The organism is Xanthomonas sp. NCPPB 2922 (assembly GCF_041520885.1).
Lineage (GTDB): Bacteria > Pseudomonadota > Gammaproteobacteria > Xanthomonadales > Xanthomonadaceae > Xanthomonas > Xanthomonas campestris.
This window is the reverse complement of record NZ_JBGOFY010000003.1, coordinates 19,030-40,427: the sequence shown is the minus strand read 5'-3', so window position 1 is coordinate 40,427 and position 21,398 is coordinate 19,030. Positions and strand designations below refer to the sequence as shown.

Genomic DNA, 21,398 nt, shown 5'->3' with positions numbered 1-21,398 from the left:
CGCGGCTGCGCCAAGGCCGCGCATGAGTCTGCGCTTGCGCGGACATGCCGCCTCGCGCGGTAACGCATTGGGGCGCGCCCGCGTCCGCCAGAGCCACACGCTGGAGGTGGCCGAGCAACGCGTGCCGGCCAACCAGGTCGAAACGCAGCTGCAGCGTCTGCACGCGGCCATTGCCGCCGCACGCACCGAGATGCAGCAACTGCGCGACCGCCTGCATGGCGCGCTGGCCCGCGAAGTGGGCGAATTCCTCGAACTGCATGCCCTGTTGCTGGACGACCCGGAGCTGCTGCAGGGGCTAGACGATTTGATCCGCACGCACCGCTACAGCGCCGACTACGCGCTGCGTGTGCAACGCGATCGGCTGGCGGCCGTGTTCGACGGCATGGAAGATGCCTACCTGCGCAGCCGCATGGACGATCTGGACCATGTGATCGGCCGCATCCATGCGTTTTTGCACAAGCGCGCGCCCGATCTCAAGGGCGTGGCCGGCGAGATCCTGGTGTGCGACAACGTGGCACCGTCGGAGCTGGCGCAGCTGCAGGCGCAAGGCGTGGTCGGCATCGTCACCACCGCCGGCAGTGCGCTCTCGCATAGCGCGATCCTGGCGCGCAGCCTGCACCTGCCCTTGGTGGTCGGCGTGGCCGATGCGGTGCAGCGGGTCAACGATGGCGACGTGCTGATCGTCGATGCCGGCTCCGGCCAGGTCATCGTCGACCCCACGCCCGAGCATCTGCGCGACTACCGCGAGCGGCTGCGCACGCTGGCCAAGGAACAACGCGAACTGGGCCGGTTGCGCTCCAAGCCGACCCGCACGCGCGACAACGTCGACATCACCCTGCTGGCCAATGCCGAGTCGCTGGAAGACGTGGCCAAGGCGCATGCGCTGGGCGCGAGCGGGCTGGGGCTGTACCGCACCGAATTCCTGTTCCTGCAGCGCAACGAGCTGCCGGACGAAGACGAGCAGTTCCACACTTACCGCGACACCGTGCTGGGCATGAGCGGCCGGCCGGTGACCATCCGTACGCTGGATCTGGGCGCGGACAAGGCCGACCGCACCGGGCTCACCCTGAGCGATGAGGACAACCCGGCGCTGGGCCTGCGCGGGGTGCGCCTGTCGCTTGCCCGGCCGGCGGTGGCCCAGGCACAGCTGCGCGCGATCCTGCGCGCGTCCGGCTACGGCCCGGTGCGCATTCTGGTGCCGATGGTCAGCGGGCGCGAGGAAATCCTGTTGGTGCGCAAACAGCTGAAAAAGCTCACCGCGCAGCTGCGCGACGAAGGTCACGAGATTGCCGAGCACATTCCGCTCGGCGCGATGATCGAGGTGCCGGCGGCGGCATTGGCGCTGGACTGCTTCATCGACGACATCGACTTTTTGTCGATCGGCACCAACGACCTGGTGCAATACCTGCTGGCGGTGGACCGCAACAACGAGGCGCTGGGCGAGCTGTATTCGCCGTTGCATCCGGCGGTGCTGCGATTGATCGCGCAGGTCATCGCCACCGGGCGGGCGCACAACAAGCCGGTGGCCGTGTGTGGCGAAATCGCCGGCGACCCGCGCTTCGTGGCGATGCTGCTGGCGTTGGGCCTCACCGAGTTCAGCCTGCATCCGGCCACCTTGCTGGAGGTGCGCCGCGCGGTGCGCGACCTGCATCTGGGCCAGTTGCGCGTGCATGGCGAAAAACTGCTGCGCGCGCGCGACCGCAAGGGCATCGAAAAATGGCTGGCAAGCGTGGCGCAAGGCCTGCTGCACTGAGCTGCGCCACACCCACGCCCGCAGCGCGCGGGCACCGCTGCACATGCACTGTATGTTTCGTCACCGTGCGCAAGCGATAATGCCCTGCTGATCCAGCACCGCGGCCTCTGAAGAGACGCGTTCACTCCACCAGGGAGCCGCGCATGGCCGAAGCCGTCCGCCACGACAAGACCGCGCGCCAGCTACGCCTGCTGTCCGACGCGCTGGACAGCGGGCGTCTCGGGCCGGTGCGCCGGCTGGTCAATACGTTGGCGCCGGCGGAGATCGGCAACCTGCTGGAATCGCTGCCGCCGGGCAAGCGCGAAGTGGTGTGGGGGCTGGTCGACCCGGAAGACGATGGCGAGGTGCTGCTGCACGTCGGCGATGAAGTACGCGAGAGCCTGCTCGCCGACATGGACCCGGACGAAATCGTCGCCGCGGTCGAAGACCTGGACATCGACGACCTGGCCAACCTGGTCGAGGACCTGCCCGATACCGTCATCGACGAAGTGCTCAAGTCGATGGACCGCGAGAACCGCGAGCGGCTGGAGCAGGTGCTTTCGTATCCGGAAGACACCGCCGGGCGCCTGATGAACCCGGACGTGGTGACGGTACGCGCCGACGTCAACGTGGACGTGGTGCTGCGCTACCTGCGCCTGCGCGGCGAACTGCCCGACCACACCGATCACCTGTACGTGGTGAGCCGGCGCCACCAGTATCTGGGCCGGGTGCCGTTGGCGGCGCTGGTCACCCATGAAGACAGCACGCCGGTCAATCGGCTGATCGACGACGAGCAGCCGGCGATCGATGTCGGCGATGGGTCGGACGAAGTGGCGCGCCGCTTCTCCGACCATGACTGGATCTCCGCCCCGGTAGTGGACGACAACAACATCCTGCTCGGCCGCATCACCATCGATGACGTGGTCGACATCATCCGCGAGCAGGCCGAGCACCAGGCGTTGAGCGCCGCCGGCCTGGACGAGGACGAAGACATGTTCAGCCCGGCGCGGCGCGCGTTCCGCCGCCGCCTGATCTGGCTGGGTATCAACCTGTGCACCGCGTTCCTGGCCTCCAGCGTGGTCAGCCAGTTCGAAGGCACCATCGAAAAACTGGTCGCGCTGGCGGCGTTGATGCCGATCGTGGCCGGCATGGGCGGTAATGCCGGCACCCAGGTGCTGGCACTGATGGTGCGCGGCCTGGCGCTGGGGCAGATCGGCTCGTCCAACGTGATGACCTTGCTCAAGAAGGAACTGACCGTGGCGCTGATCAACGGCATGGTGCTGGGCATCGGGCTGGGCGTGATTGTGCTGGTGTGGTTCCGCCAACCGATGCTGTCGCTGGTGATCGGCACCGCATTGACCTTGAACATGCTCACCGCCGCGTTTGGTGGCGTGCTGGTGCCGGTGACGCTGAAACGCCTCGGCTTCGACCCCGCGCTGGCGGGCGGCGTGATCCTGACCACGCTGACCGATGTGATGGGCTTTTTGAGCTTCCTCGGCCTGGCCACCTTGATCCTGCTGCGCTGAGCCGATGACGCGCGCCGCGCCCTCGCCGCAACGCGACATGCCGCGACACGCGTTGGCGGCGATACTGCAGGCCTGTCTTTGCCAGGGAGTGCTGCGTGATGCGTCGTTGTCTTTTGCTGGTGGTGCTCGCGCTGCTGCTGGCCGGCTGTTCCAGCTTGGTTGACCGGCACCAGGACACCCGCAGCGGTCACTTCGTGACGCGCTCGCTGGAGATCGAAGGCCGGCACTATCAGTACCAGGTGTTCGTGCCAGTGGGCACGTCACCGCAGCCGCGGCCGATCGTGCTGTTCCTGCATGGCTCGGGCGAGCGTGGCGACAATGGCCGTAACCAGGCCGAGGTGGGCGTTGGCCCCTACCTGAGCGAACACACCGCCGACTTTCCCGCCCTGGTGGTGTTGCCGCAGGTGCCGGACGACGAGGAATGGCTGGGGATCAATGCGCGCATGGCGATTGCCGCGCTGGATGCCACCAGTGCCGAGTTTTCCGCCGACCCGCAGCGCACCTATCTCACCGGTATTTCGATGGGCGGCTATGGCGCCTGGGAAATCGGCCTGATGCAGCCGCAGCGCTTTGCCGCCATCGTGCCGATCTGCGGCGCGCTCAAGGCCCCGCGCGATGAGCGCCGCACCTTGTACGTGAGCCTGGTGGCGCAGGAAGCCGACCCGTATACCGCAGCGGTCACGCGCCTGAAGCACGTGCCGATCTGGATGTTCCATGGCGCCAAGGACGAGGCGGTCCCGCCGCACGACGACCGCGCGCTGTACCGCGCCGCCAAGGGCGTGGGCGCCAATGTGCGTTACAGCGAATACCCCAACGGCAACCACAACGCCTGGGACGCCACCTACGCTGATCCGGCGATGTGGGACTGGATGTTCAAGCAGCGCCTGCGCTAGCCGGCTGGGAAGACCTAAACCTGGCGAACGATGGCGCAGCGGCGAGGCCGGCACTTCTGCGTGGCCTTGCTGCCTGGCTGCAGCTGCGGTTGTAGCGCAACAGATCGCGCTGCGGCCCACTGGTCACCACAGCGGCAAGGCCGTTGTGGCGACTCGGCGCTGCACGCAACCGCCCTGCCCTTGCAGGCTCGCAGCCGCGCCGTCGCTGCTCGTGCTCGCAGCACGGTACGCGCACACGGCGCGCTGCGCTGCGCACGCCCGCAGCCTTCAGTGGTGATAGCCAGTCTCGGCGGTGATCTTGCCGCGGAACACGCGGTACGACCACACCGTGTAACCCAGGATCAGCGGGAGCAGCAGCACCAGGCCGACCAGCGCAAACAGCTGCGAAGACGGTGGCGCGGCGGCCTGCCAGATCGTGTAGACCGGCGGCACCAGGTAGGGCCACATGCCCAGCACCAGCCCGAGGAAGCCGAGCACGAACAAGGCCATCGCCAGCAGGAACGGCGGCGTGTCCGGCTGGCCGGCGTCGGTGGCGCGCCACAACGCCACGCCCACCACCGCTACCAGCACCGGGATCGGCATCAGCCACAGGTAGTGCGCGCCTTCGAACCAGCGCTCCATCACGTGCGATTGCAGCGAGGGCAGCCACGCACTGACCAGGCCGATGAACACCAGCACCGTCAACGCGAGCGGCCGCGATAGCTGGCGCGCCAGTTGCTGCACGTGGCCGTCGGTCTTGAGGATCAGCCAGGTGCTGCCGAGCAGTGCATAGCCGGCCACCAATGCCGCGCCGGTGAGCATCGCGAATGGGCTAAACCAGCCCCAGATGCCGCCGACGTACCGGTCGTTCTCGATCGGCAGGCCCTGTACCAACGCACCCAGGATCACGCCCTGCGCAAAGGTCGCCAGGATCGAACCGGCGGCAAACGCGTTACTCCACAGCCGCCGCGAGCGATGCGCCTTGAAGCGGAATTCGAACGCCACGCCGCGAAACACCAGCGCCATCACCATCAGCAGCACCGGCAGATACAGCGCCGACAGAATCACCGCATACGCCTTGGGAAACGCGGCGAGCAGCCCTGCCCCGCCCAGCACCAGCCAGGTTTCGTTGCCGTCCCAGATCGGCGCGGCAGTGTTCATCATCAGGTCCAGCTGCGCTTCGTCCTTGCGAAACGGCGCCAGGATGCCGATGCCGAGCACGAAGCCATCCAGCACCACGTACATCAACACGCCAAAGCCGATCACCGCGAACCACGCCACCGGCAGGAAGGTCGTCATGTCCATCAGGCAGCTCCATCGATCGGTTCGTCGGCGGCCGACAGCGGCCTTGCGGGCGTGTGTTCGCCGTGATCCAGTTGCGGCGCATCGTGCGGGGTGGGCCCGAGCTTGCCGATCTTGACCAGGTACCAGATGCCCCAGCCAAACACGAAAGCGTAGCCGGCCACATACACCGCCAGCGAGATGGCGGTCATCAACGTCGACTGCGGGCCCACCGCATCGGCGGTGCGCAGCAACCCATACACCACGTACGGCTGCCGGCCCATCTCGGTCACGAACCAGCCCGACACCAGCGCGATGAAGCCGCTCGGCAGCATCCAGCGCCAGGTGGCCAGCAACCAGCGCCACTGCACGAGCTTGCCGCGCCACCAGGCAAACGCCGACACCCAGGCCACCAGCAGCATCAGGCTGCCCAGCCCGACCATGATGCGGAACGCGAAGAACACCGGCAGCACGGGCGGGCGATCGGCGGCCGGCACCGTGGTCAGCGGCGCGATGCGGCCGTCCAGGCGATGGGTGAGGATCAGACTGCCCAGCCGCGGAATGGCGATCTCGTAATCGTTGCGCTCTTTCGCCGCGTTGGGCACCGCGAACACCACCAGCGGGAAGCCCTCCCCCGGCGCTTCGTCGTGCCAGTGCGCTTCCACCGCGGCGATCTTCATCGGCTGGTGCTCGAGCGTGTTCAAGCCATGCATGTCGCCAACAAAGATCTGCAGCGGCACGGTGATCGCCGCAAACGCCACCGCCAGCTTGAGCATGCGCAGGCCTGCCTCGCGGTGCACGCCACGATGCAGATACCACGCACCCACCGCGCCCACTACGAAGCAGGTGGTGATGAACGAGCCCAGCGCCATGTGCGCCAACCGGTACGGGAACGACGGATTGAAGATGATCTTCAGCCAGTCCACCGGATGCACGATGCCGTCGACCACCTCGTAGCCGGCCGGCGTCTGCAGCCAGCTGTTGGACGACAGGATCCAGAACGTGGAAAACAGCGTGCCCAGCGCCACCATGCAGGTGGCGAAGAAATGCAGGCGCTCGGAAATCCGGCCCCAGCCGAACATCATCACGCCCAGGAAGCTGGCTTCCAGAAAGAATGCGGTGAGCACTTCATAGCTGAGCAACGGGCCGATCACGCTGCCGGCAATGCGGCTCAGCTCCGGCCAGTTCGCACCGAACTGGAAGGCCATGACGATGCCGCTGACCACGCCCATGCCAAAGGACACGGCGAAGATCTTCTGCCAGAAAAAATACAGCTCGCGCCAGACCGGCAGGCGGGTGCGCAACCAGCGCCATTCCAGAAATGCCAACAGGCTGGACAAGCCGATGGTGAACGCGGGAAACAACACGTGGAACGCGATGACGAACCCGAACTGGATCCGTGACAACAGCAGGGCGTCCATGGAGAAAGCTCCAGGAAAGTGGGGATGACCGCCAGCGCGCAGGCTGCGGATCGATCGCCGAGGAATCCCTGTGATGTGCGAGCAGATCCTTCGTGCGACAGGATCATGATAGGGACGCGTGCGCCCGTTCCCGATGCGACACGGCGTCGCACTGCGTCAACGTGTCGCGTCGCAATTGCGTTGAATCAAGGCATCTGGCTGCGTTGCGGCGCCGTACCGCGCGATTGCGAACGCGCGGCATCGCGCTATCGCGCAGGTATCACGCGTCTGCCATTGACTGCCGACACACACGGCCACGTGAGCGCCGTTCGCCACGCTGCTGCTAGCGGCGCACGTGGGCGCCGCCTGTCAGCCAATACGGTCTAGCGCTTGCGCATCCGCCGCGCCAGCTCGCTCACCAGCGCGATGCCGGCGGTGAGCCCCACCATCGACAGGAACTGCGCGCGGGTGTCTGCCGAAAATGCCAGCAGCACGAAGATCACCGCCAGGATCGCCAACGCCAGCAGCGTCAGCACCGGGTAGCCCCGCATGCGGAACGGCAAGGCGATGCCCGCGCGGTCGGCGCGTGCACGCAGGATCAGCTGCGACAGCAACGAGATTGTCCACACCAGCAAACAGGTGGCACCGACGATATTCAGCAGCATCGGCAGCACCTTGCCGGGATACAGCAACTCCAGCACCGCGGCGGCAAAGCCGAACAACACGCTGGCGATCACCGCTACCAGCGGCACCTGCTGGCGGCTGGTGTTGCCCAGCCAACGCGGCGCTTCACCGCGCTGGGCCAGCGAGAAGATCATGCGCGAGGCACCATAGAGATTGGCATTGAGCGCCGACAACAACGCTACCACCGCCACCAGCGTGATGCCGGTTGCCGCACCAGGAATGCGCGCCACTTCCAGCACTGCGGCAAACGGCGAACTCAGTGCATCACTGGTCCACGGCACCACCGCGACGATGACGCTGATCGAGCCGATATAGAACACCAGGATGCGCCAGGCCACCGTGCGGATGGTGCGCGCCAGGCTGCGTCCGGGGTCGGCGGTTTCAGCTGCCGCCACCGCCACGATCTCGGTACCGCCGAAGGCGAACACCACCACCAGCAGTGCGGTGCCGATGCCGGCCAGGCCCTTGGGCGCGAACCCGCCGTGCTGGGTGAAATTGGACAATCCCGGCGATGCCACACCCGGCAGTAACCCGGCCAGCAATGCACCGCCAATCATCAGGAAGATCAGGATCGCCACCACCTTGAGGATGGCGAACCAGAATTCGAACTCACCGAAATTACGCACGCCCAGCAGGTTGATCACGGTGAAGGTGGCCATGAACACCGACGCCAGCATCGGCACCGGCAAGGCCGGCCACACCGTGGCCAGCAGGCTTGCCGCGCCCACTGCTTCGGCGGCGATCACCACCACGATCTGCAGCCACCATAACCAGCCGACGGTTGCGCCGGCGGTGGGTCCCATGGCATCGGCCGCGTAGACCGAAAACGCGCCGCTGGCCGGCTTGGCCGCGGCCATTTCACCGAGCGCGTTCATCACGATGATCACCAGCGCGCCGGCGATCAGATAGGACACGAGCACGGCCGGGCCGGCCGCGTGGATGCCGACCCCCGACCCCAGGAACAGGCCTGCGCCGATCGCCGTGCCCAGGCCCATCATCATCAATTGCCGGGGTTTGAGCGCATGACGCAGCGCAGGCGCAGCGGACGAAGCAGTCTCAGCAACAGGATCGGTCGGAAGCGGCATGGACAGGATCGACGATGACGGGAACGCGACACGATACCGCGTCGCGCGCTCCGCCGCGCCTCTTGACGGCGGCACCGCCACCGCACTCCGGCCGCGAGCCCTGTCGCGGCGTGCGCGGTGCAACGGCGGCCACGCACGTGCAGGCCCCGCGTACCCGTGCGCTCCTTGCTGCAGCCGTGCGGACATCGCCACGGGCACGCATGGCACGCTGAAGCACGCACCTGGCAGGCGGCGACGGAACAGGCCGCGCGCCATGCGGTGAGCACCGCGCGTCGTCCTCGCCCCTCATCGCCCACGCCGCATCGCTCCCCCGTTAGCGCCTCGCAGGCCCAGCGATGCCGGTGGGTGTATTGGGCCATTCGCTTGGCAAACGCTTGCAAAAAGAAACCCCGGCCAAGGCCGGGGTTTCAGTCACACAGGGTGGCGCCACGCCATCACTCGGCCAGGTTCTTGCCCGCCCCTGCGGTGGCGATCACCTTGGCCTTGACCTGCGCGGCCGGCGTGACCGTGTAGATGTAGCCCAGCGATTCGGGGAACACCTTGGTGCTGATCCAGTTGGTGGCGTTGGCGTAGGGCTTGCTGCCATCGGGCGTGCCCCAGGTGATGCCGCTGCCGACGTAGTTGTTGATCAGGTCCCAGTAGCCGATCTCGCTGCTGTCGCGCGAGGTCACCGGGTTCTTGATGTTCTCGAAGTAATTGGACTCGATCTTGGCAATGCCGCCCATGCGTACATTGATGCCGGAGGTGGTGACGTTGTTGAAGTAGTTGTTGTAGATGTGGCTCAAGCCACGGCGCTGCAGCGGCACGCGCGATTCCACGTTCTCGAAGCGGTTGTGGTGGTAGGTGGTACGCGCGGCCGAGTTCTTGGAGTCGCTGTCGCTGTAACCGTTCAACGCCACCTTCTGGTAGTTGTAGACGTAGTTGTAGGACACGGTGACGTGATGCACGCCCTTCTTCATGTCGATGCCGCCATCGAAGGAGGCATCACCGGCGCCGGAGCACTTGGTGAGCGAGGCGAACACTGTGTTGTGGTCGACCCAGATCTTGGATGGCTCGCCACTGGAGTTGCCTTCCAGCGAAATCGAATCGGCATCTTCGCCGCCCTGCAACAGACCGATGGTCATGTTCTGGATGATCACGTTGTGCGCATTGCCCACCACGCGAATGCCGAAGTTGGCAGCCGAACCGTTGGCACCCTTGATGGTGACATCGCTCTTGTTCTTGATCTGCACGGTCTTGGCGGGCAGCTTCCACTGCGCGCAGACATCCTTGATGGTGCCGAAGTCGAACTTGCCGGTGTAGTTCAGCACCAGGCCGCCGCTGCCGGAGTAGCTGTCGATGGCCGACTGCATCGCCTCGAACGTGGCCACATTCACCGGAACCTTGTTGCCGCCGCCGGTGGTGGCGGCACCGTAGCCGACCGGACCTGCGATCGCGCCCGCAGCGCAAGCGGACAGTGCAAGCGCGAGTGCGCCCTGAAGCGCGCGTGCATCGCCGCTGGGGATCCATCGTGTCGTGTTTGCAAGCTCTTCCAAACCGGTTATCGATACAGGTTGCAGATGCGCGCCTGCAGCAGCAGCGCGATCGCCCAGAGTCTTACGGATGGCGCATGGGTCAATGCTGCGCACGCGATGATCGGCTGAGTCGGCCAAGCGAAAGCAACTACGGCTGAGCATGCACGAGTGGCGCAATCGCGCGCATCGCGTGGTGCTATCGAGCGCGGCGGCAAATGCTCCGCACAGTTGTGGGGGATGCAGCGCAACGTAGTGCGCAGCACTACCAGACAAGGCCGCAGCACGATGATGTACGCATGCTCGGCACGACGGTGTGGGCTTGGCCGGCCGGGAGGCGGCGATCAAGACGGGTCGAAGGCGCACATGGCTCGATGCCGCAACGTGCAGGGAGGAACCAAGGCAGAGCTGCCCATCATTCCGATGTCGTGTGCGTGGCCATGAACACGCTGCCACGCGCGCGCGAGGCTGGTGTGGCTCGGCACCTGATGGCGTCCGACTAAGAGCGGCTATCAAAACGACTGCGCAGCCGCCACGCGGGCGCGGCCGGTGCTCGAAATCGGCATGTATCTCCACACACTCCGGTTCCTTCGCGCCGTCCGCACCCACCTGATGACTGCTCGCTACGTTTTGTTAGCCGCCCAAAGTGCTCAAGCGCGCCCGTCTGCGGAACCGCGCGGTCGTCGGCATGTCTACCAAGGCCAGCAACCCGCGGCCCTGCAGCGTTACACCCGCTCAGACGGTGCGATTGGCCAGCGCCGAGGTGCGGGTCAGTTGCCCGCCTGGCCAAGGGCTGTGGTCGTCGAGGAAGTTGCCGACCAGGCGCATGCAGGGCTCGCGCTCTTCCACATGCGGCATGTGGCTGGAGTTGGGGAAGACATGCCAGCGCGCATCGGGAATCAACCGTGCGTAAGGCTCCACGGTTTCCGGCGTGGCTTCATCGTATTTGCCGGACAGCACCAGCGTCGGCGCGGTGATGCGGTGCAAGCGTTCGATGATGCTCCAGTTGCGCAGGCTGCCCACCACGTGGAATTCGGTCGGGCCGTTCATCGCGTGGTAGACGGTGGGATCGGCATCGATCGCGGCAAAGGTGCGCGCCACCTCCGCAGGCCAGGGCAGCACCCGGCACACGTGCTGCGCGTAGAACGCCTGCGTGGCGGCGCGGTAGGCGGGCGAATCCAGGGTGCCGGCGGCTTCGTGTTCGTCCAGGGCGGCCTGTACGGGCTCGGGCAGGCGTGCGCGCAGGCGCAGCGCGGCGGCCCGCCACAAGCCCATCGACGCGGGCGAGTTGGCGATGACCAGTGCGCGCAGTCCGGCAGGGCGGCGCACCGCGTGTTCGGCGGCCAGCATGCCGCCCCACGACTGGCCCAGCAGCGCGTACTGGGCCAGCCCGAGATGGCTGATCAGCGCGTGCAGCTCATCCAGGAACAGGCCCACCGTCCAGAAGCTGGGGTCGGCATTAGGCAGATGGGTGGAATGCCCGTTGCCCAATTGGTCGTAGTGAATGACCGCGCGGCCGCTGCCGGCCAGATCGGTAAAGCTGTCGACGTAGTCGTGCGTGCAGCCCGGACCGCCATGCAGCACGATCAGCGGGCACGCATCGCTGTGCAGGTCGCCGGTGATGCGGTACCAGGTGCGATAGCCGCGAAATTCGACGAAACCCTCGGTGCACTGCATGACCTGCGCCCACTTACGGCAATGAGAGCGGCGAGCCTACCCAGCGCAGCGGGTCGGGATAACTGGCAAATTTGCCAGGTTAGCCATGCATCTTGAGGCATAACAGATCCGCGGATGCCGTCTGCGCTGCGAATGCCCGCGCCCTTGGTGCCTGGGCTAAACAGCTTGATGCGTGCTTGGCCAGTTGCGCTGATTGCCTGCGCCAATCGTGGACACCACGACTCGTTCAATCTGACGATCGAGACCGCGTGCCGTCAGCATCCACGTTAAGTGCGATGACACCGGTCGGCAATTGCGAAACGCGCGAATTGCGACACTGTCGTGTGTGCGAGGTGCCCTGAGGCCGGCATGCGAACACCGGTCTGCCAGCGCTCCCCGAACATGAACAACCACGCCCGCGCCAACGACGCGGCCGGCAAACCCGACCAACTGAGCCTTCCTACAACTCCAGCAGCCGGTAATGCATGCCGCGTACCACCGCTTCCACGCGATTGCGTGCGCCCAGTTTGCGGGCCGCCGAATTCAGATGCAGGTTCACGGTGGCCGTGGAGCGGTTGAGCGTGGCGGCAATGCTTTTGGCAGTCATGCCCTTGGCCGAGTACTGCAGGCATTCGCGCTCGCGGCGGGTCAAGGCAATGTGGTGGCAGCGGCGCTCCTGCGGATCGAGCAGCTCCTGCGCGCGTGCCTGAAAGGCGTGCGCCAGCAGCAGGAATGGCGGCAGCTGGGCTTCGGCCAGGCGCGGAGCCTCGGCCTGGGTGGCATTGACCGCCGCGCTGAAGGTCGCAAACGCGCCACCGGGCAGGTGCAGCGGCACGGTGACACCGGTGCCCATATCGCTGTCGCACAGGTAGCGGGTGACCTGCCGATGCTGGTCGCCCACGTATTCCACGCCCTCGGTGCGGCCTTCGGTGCGGTACGACCATACGAACGGCGTGGTGCGGCGGGTGGCGCGCTGCTGCACCGGGTCGTTCTGGTAATAGCCGTGTTCGCACCAGACGTTGTGCATGTCGTCGGGCGCATTGCGCTGCAGGAACACCGACGGGGTGATCAACGCGCCCTCCATGCTGAGCGGCACCGGGGCGTAGTCGTACACCAGCGACTGGAATCCCAGCGCGCAGACATCGCGAAACACCCGGTCCAGGCAGGCATTGAGCGTCTCGCGGGCCTGGAGATCGCGGCCCAGGCTGGCCAATGTGTCAAACATGGTGCATGTCCTTCGGTGCCGGCGACTGCCACTGGATGACATCCAGCATGGAAAACCTAGCATTTTTACCAATGGATGGGCTCGCCGGGCGCTTTATGTTCACAATGCCGGGGCAACAACCGCCCCCACGGCACTGGCTGCGCGCCAGCGCCGCCAGGCACCGCCCGGCCCTTCCCTCAGCGGATATCTGCATGACCGACACCCCAGGCCGCAGCGACGCGGCCACGCTGGAACGCTTCGGCTACGCCCAGGAACTCAAGCGGCAGCTCAGCCTGAAGGACTTGCTGATCTATGGCCTGGTGTTCATGGTGCCGACCGCGCCGTTCTCGATTTTCGGCGGGGTGTTCGACATCAGCGCGGGAATGGTGCCGCTGACCTATCTGGTGGGCTTCGTGGCGATGCTGTTCACCGCACTGAGCTACCAGCAGATGTCGCAGGCCTTTCCGGTGGCCGGTTCGGTGTATGCGTATGTGGGGCGCGGTTTGAGCGGCGGCATGGGATTTCTGGCCGGCTGGGCCATCCTGCTGGACTATTTACTGGTACCCACCCTGCTCTACGTGGTCGGCGCCAACGCCATGCACAACGTGCTGCCACAGGTGCCGCAGCCAGCGTGGATCGCCTTCTTCGTGGTGCTCAACACGGTGGTCAATCTGCGCGGCATCGAGACCACTGCGCGTGCCAACCGCTTCTTCCTGTATGCGCAGCTCATCGTGCTGGCGCTGTTCGTGGTGCTGGCGACACTGGCCATCCAGCGCGGCGTCAACGGCGCACAGTGGACCCTGCGCCCGTTCTACAACCCGCAGGCGTTTTCGCCGCAGTTGATTTTCAGTGCACTGTCGGTGGCGGTGGTGTCGTTCCTGGGCTTCGATGCGATCTCCACGCTGTCGGAGGAAACCCGCGGCGGCAACCGGGTGGTCGGACGCGCGACGCTGTTGGCGTTGGTGCTGGTGGCCGGCCTGTTCGTGCTGCAGACCTGGCTGGCGGCGTTGCTGCAGCCGCACTTGCAGCGTTACCCCAACGCGCAAGCGTCCAACGATGCGTTCTTCGAGATCGGGCGGCTGATTGCCGGGCCGTGGATGCAGATTGTGATTGCGCTGACGGTGGCCATCAGTGCGGCGATCGCCAATTCGTTGGTGGCACAGGCGGCCACCTCGCGGCTACTGTTCGCAATGGCACGCGACCGCCAATTGCCCGCGTTCCTCCGCTATATCCATCCGCGCACTGGCGTGCCGCAGCGGGCGATCCTGCTGGTGGCGGCCCTGAGCATGGTGCTGGGAGAAGTGTTCGTCGGGCAGATCGCGTTGCTGTCCTCGCTATGCAATGTGGGCGCGCTTACGGCCTTCGTGCTGCTGCATGTGGCAGTGCTTTGGCACTTTCGCGCGCATGGCCGCAAGGTGCTGCACGGGCTGGTGCCAGTGATCGGCATCGTGATCCTGGCCTACGTACTGATCAATGCCGACCTGCATGCGCAGCTGGGCGGCAGCGCCTGGATGGTAGTTGGACTGGCCGTACTGGCCTTCCTCAAGTTCAGCGGACGCTCGACCGAATTCCGCGCTACTGACGCGTTGTAAATTCCAATGCTGCGTGCGTGCCTGCGTGTGTGCGCGTGCATGCGTACGTGCGGTGAGCGCACGTCGAAGCTACCGCGCCATCTTCGACGTTGAATGCAGCGCATGGACTGCGCCATGCGTCTCCATGCGGATGCCGCACGCAATGCGTACAGATGATGTCATGCGTGCTGCTCAGTGCTGCGCGCGCCACCGCCTGCAGATGCCGCTACGCCGTCGCGCAGCATGGCGACACTCAATGTTGCGTCGCGCAATTGCATGCGTTCGCGTGCCGCGCTGCGCTCAAGCATTCAACCGAGCACCGGTAAGGACTGCCGTTTGAAGCGGCAACCATCGATACAACGCGCCAGATCGCACATTTTCGTGAAAGTCACTTCATGAAAGAGATTTTAAGCACATATTCAGCATTGAACTTTCGCTAGTCTCGTGACGCGCCATCGATGGCGCACGCGGACCACGGCCCCCGCCGTTGCCCAGCGTTCCCTGACGAGAAGGACTATCCATGAATCGCAAGAATGCGTTGTATCTCGCGTTGTTCTCCGCACTTTCCGGCACGGCGCTGGCAGCGCCGCCGACCGAAATGGACGCCGCGCCGGTGACCACGGCGCCGCAAGCCGCCAAGTTGGGTGCCGCACAGCTGCAGTCGGCCAGCCTGCGTGGTGGCGTGCTGCCAACCCGTGTTGCGCAATTGGCTGCACCCGGCAGCAGCGAACTGGCACGCGTGCGCGAGCGTCGCATTGCGCAGGTCAAGCACGGGCTGCCGTTGCAGATCGGTTTCTCGCGCGCGGTGACGCAACCACTGGTCAACCTGTCCAAGCTGGATTGGCAGATGACCAGCGATGGCGGCCGCGTGGCAACGCTGACGCTCAGCTCTGCGCAGGCCGCTGCATTGCGCGCCTCGCTGGTGCTGCGGGGGGCCGGCGCAACGCCGGGCGATCCGTCCAAGGTGACGCTGCGTTTTGCCGGCGACGATGGTCGCGTGTTCGAGCAATCCGGTACCAGCTTCAGCACCAGCGGCAATGACATCGGCTGGTCGCCGACGGTCAACGGCGACACCTTGCTGGTCGAGCTGTCGCTGCCGGCTGGGCAATACCCGCAGAACTTCAGCCTGTCGGTGCCGCAGTTGTCGCACCTGGACATCAGCCCCACCGCCAGCCCGCGCGACATGATGACCATTGCCATTGGCGAGAGCGATTCCTGCCAGAACGACGTCGTTTGCCGCGCCAACCCCACCGCTGGTTTCACCAGTGCGTCCAAGGCCGTGGCGCGCATGGTGTTCACCACCAGCCAGGGCTCGTTCCTGTGCACGGGTACCTTGCTCAACAACACCAACACGCCCAAGCGCAATCTGTTTTGGACCGCCGCACACTGCATCAGCACGCAAACGGTGGCCAATTCGCTGCAGACCTATTGGTTCTACGATGCGGCCAGTTGCAACGGCAATACCGTCAGTGCGCAGGCCACCACGTTGACCGGCGGTGCGTTCCTGCGCCATGCCAACACCACGCGTGACACTGCATTGCTGGAGCTCAAGACCGCACCGCCCAGCGGCGCGTTCTACGCGGCGTGGAATAGCGCGGCCATCGGGGCCACCGGCACGTCGATCGTCGGCATCCATCACCCCTCTGGCGACGTGAAGAAGTACTCGCTGGGCTCGGTCACCGGGCTGAACACCTCCATCGACGGCAAGACCCCGCTGTACCGCGTGGTCTGGAACGATGGTGTGACCGAGGGCGGCTCGTCAGGCTCGGCCTTGTTCACCGTCGCCAGTGGTGGCGCCTACCAGCTGCGGGGCGGCCTGTATGGTGGGTATTCGTACTGCACCGCGCAGAGCGATCCGGATTATTACTCGCGGTTTTCGGATGTGTATTCCACCATCTCCAGCTTCCTGGGCCCGTAAGGCCTGATGGAGGGTCGAGCGACTGTGTAGCAGTGCTGCGTGCGCGATCCTTGTGGTCGCGCACGCGTTTGTCTGAAGCGTGCACCTTTGCGTGGCTCGGTGTCTTGCCAGGCGATGTACAAGTGGTTGTTAGGCATGTCGTGCAGCGCGGCGCTAGCTGTTACCGCTCATGCGGGCTCACTCTGAGGGTTCCACCGCCGCGGCGAGCGGCGATTTGCGCAGCAACGCCTTGCGCAAGGTGTCCGCATAACCGCGGTATTCGTCCGCGCGATGGCGGTACATCGCTGCGGTATTCGGTTGCGCACGGGTGTTGGAATCGGCCATCCGCGCCACCAAGGTGGCCCGCTCGTCGATGATGCGCAAGGCAATGCGCAGGGCCTCGTCCACCGACCCTTCGGTGGCCGACAGCAGACTCTCGCCTGTGTAGGCATGCCCGACCTGGCAGCGGAACCGCAGCACAGAACTCTGCGATATCTGCGACAGCACGCCGCCACATGCCGGGCAACTCATCGCAACCGGCGTGGCGATCTGCGCGGTGTCGTCGGTCGTGGTCAATGCACCGCGTGCGATCGCCACTTCAAGACGCAAGGCATCGGTGATCACCCGCGCCGGCCCTGCCGCTGTCTGCGCCAGTTCCGCAATCAGGCCACCCAACTCGGCGCTGCTGCGAACGGCATCGGCGGGCACCCGCTGCAGTGCACTCAGCGGCATGTCGCTGGCCACCGCCTCGCCAGGATCCTGCACCAGCACCGTGCCCCCGCAGGCGTGAATCGCGTCAAGACCTGCGGTGCCATCGTTGAGCATCCCCGATAGCAGCACCCCCACCGTTCTGGGCCCGAAGGCCACCGCCGCCGAGCGGAACAAGGCATCGATCGAAGGCCGCGACATGTTTTCGCGCGGGCCGGTGCCCAGCACGATTCGCCCGTCGGCCACCATCAGGTGACGGTCGGCCACCGCGACATAGAGCATGTGCGGTTCGATGCGCATGCCATCGGCGGCCTCGACCACGGTAATGCCGTTGGCACCGGCACTGACCGTGCGCATGATGCCGTGACCGTGCGCCGACATGTGCAGCACCACCAGAATGGCGGCAGGCGTCTGCGCTGGCAGCGCACCCAACAGGCGCCGCAACGCCTCGCCGGCGCCAGCCGATCCACCGATCACGATGACATCGCGGTGCTGCTGGGGGTGCAGGTCGTTGTCGACCATGGGCGACTCCAGTGATGAGCCAGTTTCACCATCGCGTGGGCCGTGTTGGCGCAGCGCGTAGAGCCATGTAAACGGCGACGAAAGAAGACGGTCTCTTCGCATCGGTGAAGCGAGCGCGGGCAGCGACCTCATGCAGCACGGTGCACACACTTGGCATCTGAATGCGTGATGGCACGCCTGCAGGCGCCCTTCGGTATCGGCGCCGATCCGCGGTGGTGCTAGGCTCAGCGCTCCATTCCGCGCGAGAGCCGGCATGACGGACACAACGGGATGCCGCGACCTGGCGCACGCGCTTGCCGAGCTCTGGCGTTTGAGCGAGCTGCATCGTGCAAACGAAAGCGCCTTCTGGGACGGCTTCGCCACCTTGATCAGCACGCTGGAGATCAGCGGCATGACCGCGCGCGAAGTACGTACCGTGCTTTGCAGCGAAATCATGGCATTACGCACGCTTGGCACGCGCACCTATCGCCCTGGCATGCTGCGTTACGCGGTACCGGTCATCGTGCAGCGCTGAAGCGCGGCGCGATTCGTCACTGAGGGGTAATGCGGTCTGCGGCGGCTGCCGAAGCAGCCATCACCCCACAACATCCCGCTTTCTTTTCCGCATGGTTGCGCTGCCGAGACAGCGCGTCCTAACCCATCGGCGGCACGGGGTAGCCGCACCCGTGCCGCCGCCAGCAGTGCCGACTCAGCGGTTGCCGCCGCCGCTATTCTCGCCACCCTTGCGGCCGATGTCGGCCATGTGTTCGCGGTCCTGGCTCACCGATTCACCGCCCTTGCGACCGGCTTCCCTGGCTTCTTCGGAGTCGAACTCATGTGCATTGCCGCTGGCGTGTGCGGCCTTGCCGCCCTTGCTCGCAATCTCGCGTTGCTTGTCTTCGTCCATCGATGCGAAACCACGGTTGCTGGTGTTTTGATCAGCCATTGGTGTACTCCTCAACTGTGTGGAACACGGCAGAAATACCGTAGGCGTAGTGTTGATCCGGGCCGATTAAACCCACGTCCAGCCGATGCCACGAGCACGTAGACGAGGCTGCCGCGCACGGGCGGCACCATCGCGGCGTGCTAACGCGGCGTTGGCTTGCGGCATCGCCTGCCACCTGCGTGCAACGGCGCGCATACTCCACGTGCGCGTGCCGATCATGCACACTGTTGGCCCCGCTCAGCCAAGGACGCGTATGCGCCACTCTTCCCCTTCCTCTGCCGTTGCCACGCTGGTGCTGGTCTTGGGCGTAACCGCTGCGCCGGCCATGGCCGCAGCCAAGCCCGCCAACAGCGAGGACGTCAAGGCCTATGCCCTGCAGCTGTGCCTGGATGCCAATTACCAACGCGCAGGCAAATATGCCGAAGACCAGTTGCGCGACCGCTCGTTTCTGACCACCACTTACGCGCTCGACAACGCACGGGCCGGGGCCACTGCGCGCTTGCACGAGTTCGTCGCAAAACAGACGGCCGACTTCCACCGCGCCGAGGTGCCAATGAAGGACGAGCAGCGGCTGGGGCCGTACAACCGGATCTTTGCGCAGTGCATGGCCTTCTATCGGTCAGCGCCACTGAGCGAGTTTGTGCAACGCCTGCGTTGAGCATCCCGAGTAGACGCGACTGCGACCTTGCTGTGCAGGCGCGCGTTCCGTTGCAGTCGCTTGATCAGCTGCGTGCGGCGGGCGTTGTGCCGGCACGTCCCGTCCAGGGTGCGTTGCTGCATGTCGCGGCACCGCAGTTATTTACGCACGGCGGCGATTACGCCGTGACCGGCATCGTGGTGCGCGAGGGGCCTATCGGTACCGACACCAGCGCAACGGAACTGCGGGTGCACCTACAGCTGCTGCCCCCGGCTTCACCGAAGTCCCCAGGCTCACCGAGCCCGCCCTGCTGCCGGCATCGATGCTGAGCACGTTCCCGCGCTTGCAGGCAACCGTGGCGCAGGCGCAGGTGAGGCGGTCTGTCCGCTTCTCGCCCTGGTATGGCCGTGGATGGATTGAAGTACCGCCGCACCTGTACCCGGATGCCGAGGCAAGTGCGTGTGTGTATGAGCAGGACCGCGTCATGGACGTACGCCTGGCGACCGTCCACGCCGCATGCCAGACAGCCGCTGCCCACACCCAGACTTGCGCCACCATCGGTGCGCGGTTGGCCGCTGAACGCGATGACCTGCAACGCTGCCTCAGCGAATAACCGAAACAGCGACAGCGGCGCTGGCGGGCCGCACCGCTGCGTGACGGCTTTACAGCGTAACGACCCTGCTGTCCGTTTAGCCCCAGGTGCTTTGATCCACCTTGCAGTAGCTGTCGATAAACGCCTGCTGGGTCGGCAGCTGTGTCACGACGTGCTGCAGTGGCTGGCGGATGCCATCCAGCAACTGCTGCAGATGCTGGTCGGGCAAGGCGCGCGTCAACGGATGATGCTGCGCGGGCGCGATGCCCTGCCCCATCAGCACATGCGTCCAGGAATCGACACGGAACAGTTCGTCGCCATCCTGCCAGGCGTGCGCGCCCTCGCGCCATGCACGCAGGCGCAGCTGCAGCGACTCCGGCAATTCCATCGCGCGGCATTGCCGCCACAGCGCCTCCTGGCGCTGGGTGGCGTGGTAATGCAGGATCACGAAATCGCGCACGTGCTCGGCTTCGGCGCGGCTGATGCGGTTGAACAGGTCCACCTGCGATTGCGCGATGCCATCGGCGGGGAACAGCGTGATCAGGCGCATCACCGCCACGATCGCCAGATGGATGCTGGTGGATTCCAGTGGCTCCACGAAACCGCTCGCCAGGCCCAGCGCCACCACGTTCTTGTTCCAGGTCTGCAGCCGGCGGCCGGTGACGAACGGCACCAGCATCGGGTCGCGCCGTGGCGTGCCTTGCACCGCTGCCAACAGCATGGCGCTGGCTTCATCGTCGGAGAGATGCGCCCGTTCGTAGACCAGCCCGTTGCCCACGCGATGCTGCAGCGGAATCTGCCAGCGCCAGCCGGCCGCATGCGCAATGGCGCGTGTATACGGCACCGGCGGCTCCACCGATTCGGTCTGCACCGCAACTGCACGGTCGCAGGGCAGCCAATGGCTCCAGTCTTCATAGCCGGTGTGCAGGGTCTGCTCGATCAGCAGCCCGCGAAAACCGGTGCAATCGATGAACAGGTCGCCCTCGACCACCTGCCCGTCTTCCAGCACTAGCGCCTCGACGAAGCCACTGTCGGCATGTTGGCGCACCTGCTGGATCTTGCCCTCGATGCGGGTGGCACCATAGCGCTGCGCGTGGGTGCGCAGGAAGCGCGCGTACAGGCCGGCATCCAGATGGTAGGCATAGTTCACTGCGGGCTGCTGCAGCACCGCGAAGCGGTCCGCACGCGCGGCCTGCGCTTCCAGGCAGTATTCGTCGAAGCCGCTGTGCATGCCACGCCGCTGCGCCTCCAGCCAAAAGTGGTGGAACGCGCACACCAGCGTGCCCTGCCCGGTACTTCCAAACGGGTGGATGTAGCGATCACCCTGGCCTTGCCAGCCTTCAAAAGAGATGGCCAGCTTGAAGGTGCCGGCTACCGCACGCAGGAATTCCTGCTCGTCGATCTGCAGGAAGCGATGAAACGCGCGGATCGGCGGCACGGTGGATTCGCCCACGCCAATCGTGCCGATCTGCTCGGATTCCACCAGCACGATCTCCAGCAGCCCGCGAAACTGATGCGCCAGCGCGGCGGCGGCAACCCACCCGGCGGTGCCACCGCCGGCAATGACAACCTTGCGAATGCGTGCCTGCGTCACT

General features: G+C 65.6%; 15 protein-coding genes, 1 other RNA gene and 1 pseudogene. 8 read left to right on the top strand and 9 right to left on the bottom strand.

Going from position 1 to position 21,398, the window contains the following annotated elements:
- The first annotated feature begins 22 nt into the window (after nucleotides 1-22).
- From ptsP to ACD584_RS04890, 3 genes are all read left to right on the top strand, one after another.
- A complete protein-coding gene (gene ptsP / locus ACD584_RS04900) occupies nucleotides 23-1,753 on the top strand; it encodes a phosphoenolpyruvate--protein phosphotransferase (protein ID WP_040940920.1) in 1,731 nt (576 codons plus the stop codon).
- 143 nt (nucleotides 1,754-1,896) lie between these two features.
- On the top strand, nucleotides 1,897-3,258 hold the full coding sequence (gene mgtE / locus ACD584_RS04895; protein WP_011037936.1) for a magnesium transporter: 1,362 nt from the start codon (nucleotides 1,897-1,899) through the stop codon (nucleotides 3,256-3,258).
- Between the two features lie 98 nt (nucleotides 3,259-3,356).
- A complete protein-coding gene (locus ACD584_RS04890; protein ID WP_076036619.1) occupies nucleotides 3,357-4,151 on the top strand; it encodes a prolyl oligopeptidase family serine peptidase in 795 nt (264 codons plus the stop codon).
- Between the two features lie 267 nt (nucleotides 4,152-4,418).
- Here the strand turns inward: ACD584_RS04890 and cydB are convergent, their stop codons facing one another.
- From cydB to ACD584_RS04870, 4 genes are all read right to left on the bottom strand, one after another.
- Nucleotides 4,419-5,435: a cytochrome d ubiquinol oxidase subunit II gene (gene cydB / locus ACD584_RS04885; protein ID WP_011269599.1), complete on the bottom strand. Its 1,017-nt coding sequence runs from the start codon at nucleotides 5,433-5,435 to the stop codon at nucleotides 4,419-4,421.
- On the bottom strand, nucleotides 5,435-6,832 hold the full coding sequence (locus ACD584_RS04880) for a cytochrome ubiquinol oxidase subunit I (protein ID WP_076036618.1): 1,398 nt from the start codon (nucleotides 6,830-6,832) through the stop codon (nucleotides 5,435-5,437). The genes cydB and ACD584_RS04880 overlap by 1 nt, the downstream gene beginning before the upstream one ends.
- A 362-nt stretch (nucleotides 6,833-7,194) precedes the next feature.
- Nucleotides 7,195-8,580 (bottom strand): amino acid permease, encoded by a 1,386-nt coding sequence (locus tag ACD584_RS04875; protein ID WP_014508483.1) that lies wholly within the window; start codon nucleotides 8,578-8,580, stop codon nucleotides 7,195-7,197.
- Nucleotides 8,581-9,014: 434 nt separating this feature from the next.
- Entirely contained in the window at nucleotides 9,015-10,085 is a 1,071-nt protein-coding gene (locus ACD584_RS04870; RefSeq protein WP_076037814.1) for a polysaccharide lyase family 1 protein, read from the bottom strand.
- Between the two features lie 570 nt (nucleotides 10,086-10,655).
- On the opposite strand from ACD584_RS04870, the gene ACD584_RS04865 reads away from it, so the two are divergent.
- A non-coding RNA gene (locus ACD584_RS04865) (sX9 sRNA) lies at nucleotides 10,656-10,730 on the top strand.
- A 96-nt stretch (nucleotides 10,731-10,826) separates the two neighbouring features.
- Here the strand turns inward: ACD584_RS04865 and ACD584_RS04860 are convergent.
- The gene (locus ACD584_RS04860; RefSeq protein WP_076036617.1) at nucleotides 10,827-11,768 is read right to left on the bottom strand and encodes a proline iminopeptidase-family hydrolase; all 942 of its coding nucleotides are present in this window, start codon (nucleotides 11,766-11,768) and stop codon (nucleotides 10,827-10,829) included.
- Nucleotides 11,769-12,207: 439 nt separating this feature from the next.
- A complete protein-coding gene (locus ACD584_RS04855) occupies nucleotides 12,208-12,972 on the bottom strand; it encodes a LuxR family transcriptional regulator (protein ID WP_014508487.1) in 765 nt (254 codons plus the stop codon).
- A 191-nt stretch (nucleotides 12,973-13,163) separates the two neighbouring features.
- Between ACD584_RS04855 and ACD584_RS04850 the strand changes: the two genes are divergently transcribed.
- The gene (locus tag ACD584_RS04850) at nucleotides 13,164-14,543 is read left to right on the top strand and encodes an APC family permease (protein WP_070690279.1); all 1,380 of its coding nucleotides are present in this window, start codon (nucleotides 13,164-13,166) and stop codon (nucleotides 14,541-14,543) included.
- A 499-nt stretch (nucleotides 14,544-15,042) separates the two neighbouring features.
- Nucleotides 15,043-16,440, top strand: a complete 1,398-nt coding sequence (locus ACD584_RS04845; protein ID WP_116923775.1) for a serine protease — start codon at nucleotides 15,043-15,045, stop codon at nucleotides 16,438-16,440.
- 177 nt (nucleotides 16,441-16,617) lie between these two features.
- On the opposite strand, the gene ACD584_RS04840 is transcribed toward ACD584_RS04845, so the two are convergent.
- Nucleotides 16,618-17,649, bottom strand: a complete 1,032-nt coding sequence (locus ACD584_RS04840) for a chemotaxis protein CheB (RefSeq protein WP_076036615.1) — start codon at nucleotides 17,647-17,649, stop codon at nucleotides 16,618-16,620.
- A 253-nt stretch (nucleotides 17,650-17,902) separates the two neighbouring features.
- Here ACD584_RS04840 and ACD584_RS04835 point away from each other — a divergent pair, with 253 nt between their 5' ends.
- Nucleotides 17,903-18,163: a hypothetical protein gene (locus tag ACD584_RS04835; RefSeq protein ID WP_228437973.1), complete on the top strand. Its 261-nt coding sequence runs from the start codon at nucleotides 17,903-17,905 to the stop codon at nucleotides 18,161-18,163.
- A 201-nt stretch (nucleotides 18,164-18,364) separates the two neighbouring features.
- Here the strand turns inward: ACD584_RS04835 and ACD584_RS04830 are convergent.
- Nucleotides 18,365-18,574, bottom strand: a pseudogene (locus ACD584_RS04830) (KGG domain-containing protein); the annotation flags it as partial.
- 325 nt (nucleotides 18,575-18,899) lie between these two features.
- Between ACD584_RS04830 and ACD584_RS04825 the strand changes: the two are divergent.
- Nucleotides 18,900-19,232: a hypothetical protein gene (locus tag ACD584_RS04825; RefSeq protein WP_225042213.1), complete on the top strand. Its 333-nt coding sequence runs from the start codon at nucleotides 18,900-18,902 to the stop codon at nucleotides 19,230-19,232.
- A 668-nt stretch (nucleotides 19,233-19,900) separates the two neighbouring features.
- Here the strand turns inward: ACD584_RS04825 and ACD584_RS04820 are convergent.
- Nucleotides 19,901-21,397, bottom strand: a complete 1,497-nt coding sequence (locus ACD584_RS04820; RefSeq protein WP_076036612.1) for a tryptophan halogenase family protein — start codon at nucleotides 21,395-21,397, stop codon at nucleotides 19,901-19,903.
- Nucleotide 21,398: the final 1 nt, after the last annotated feature.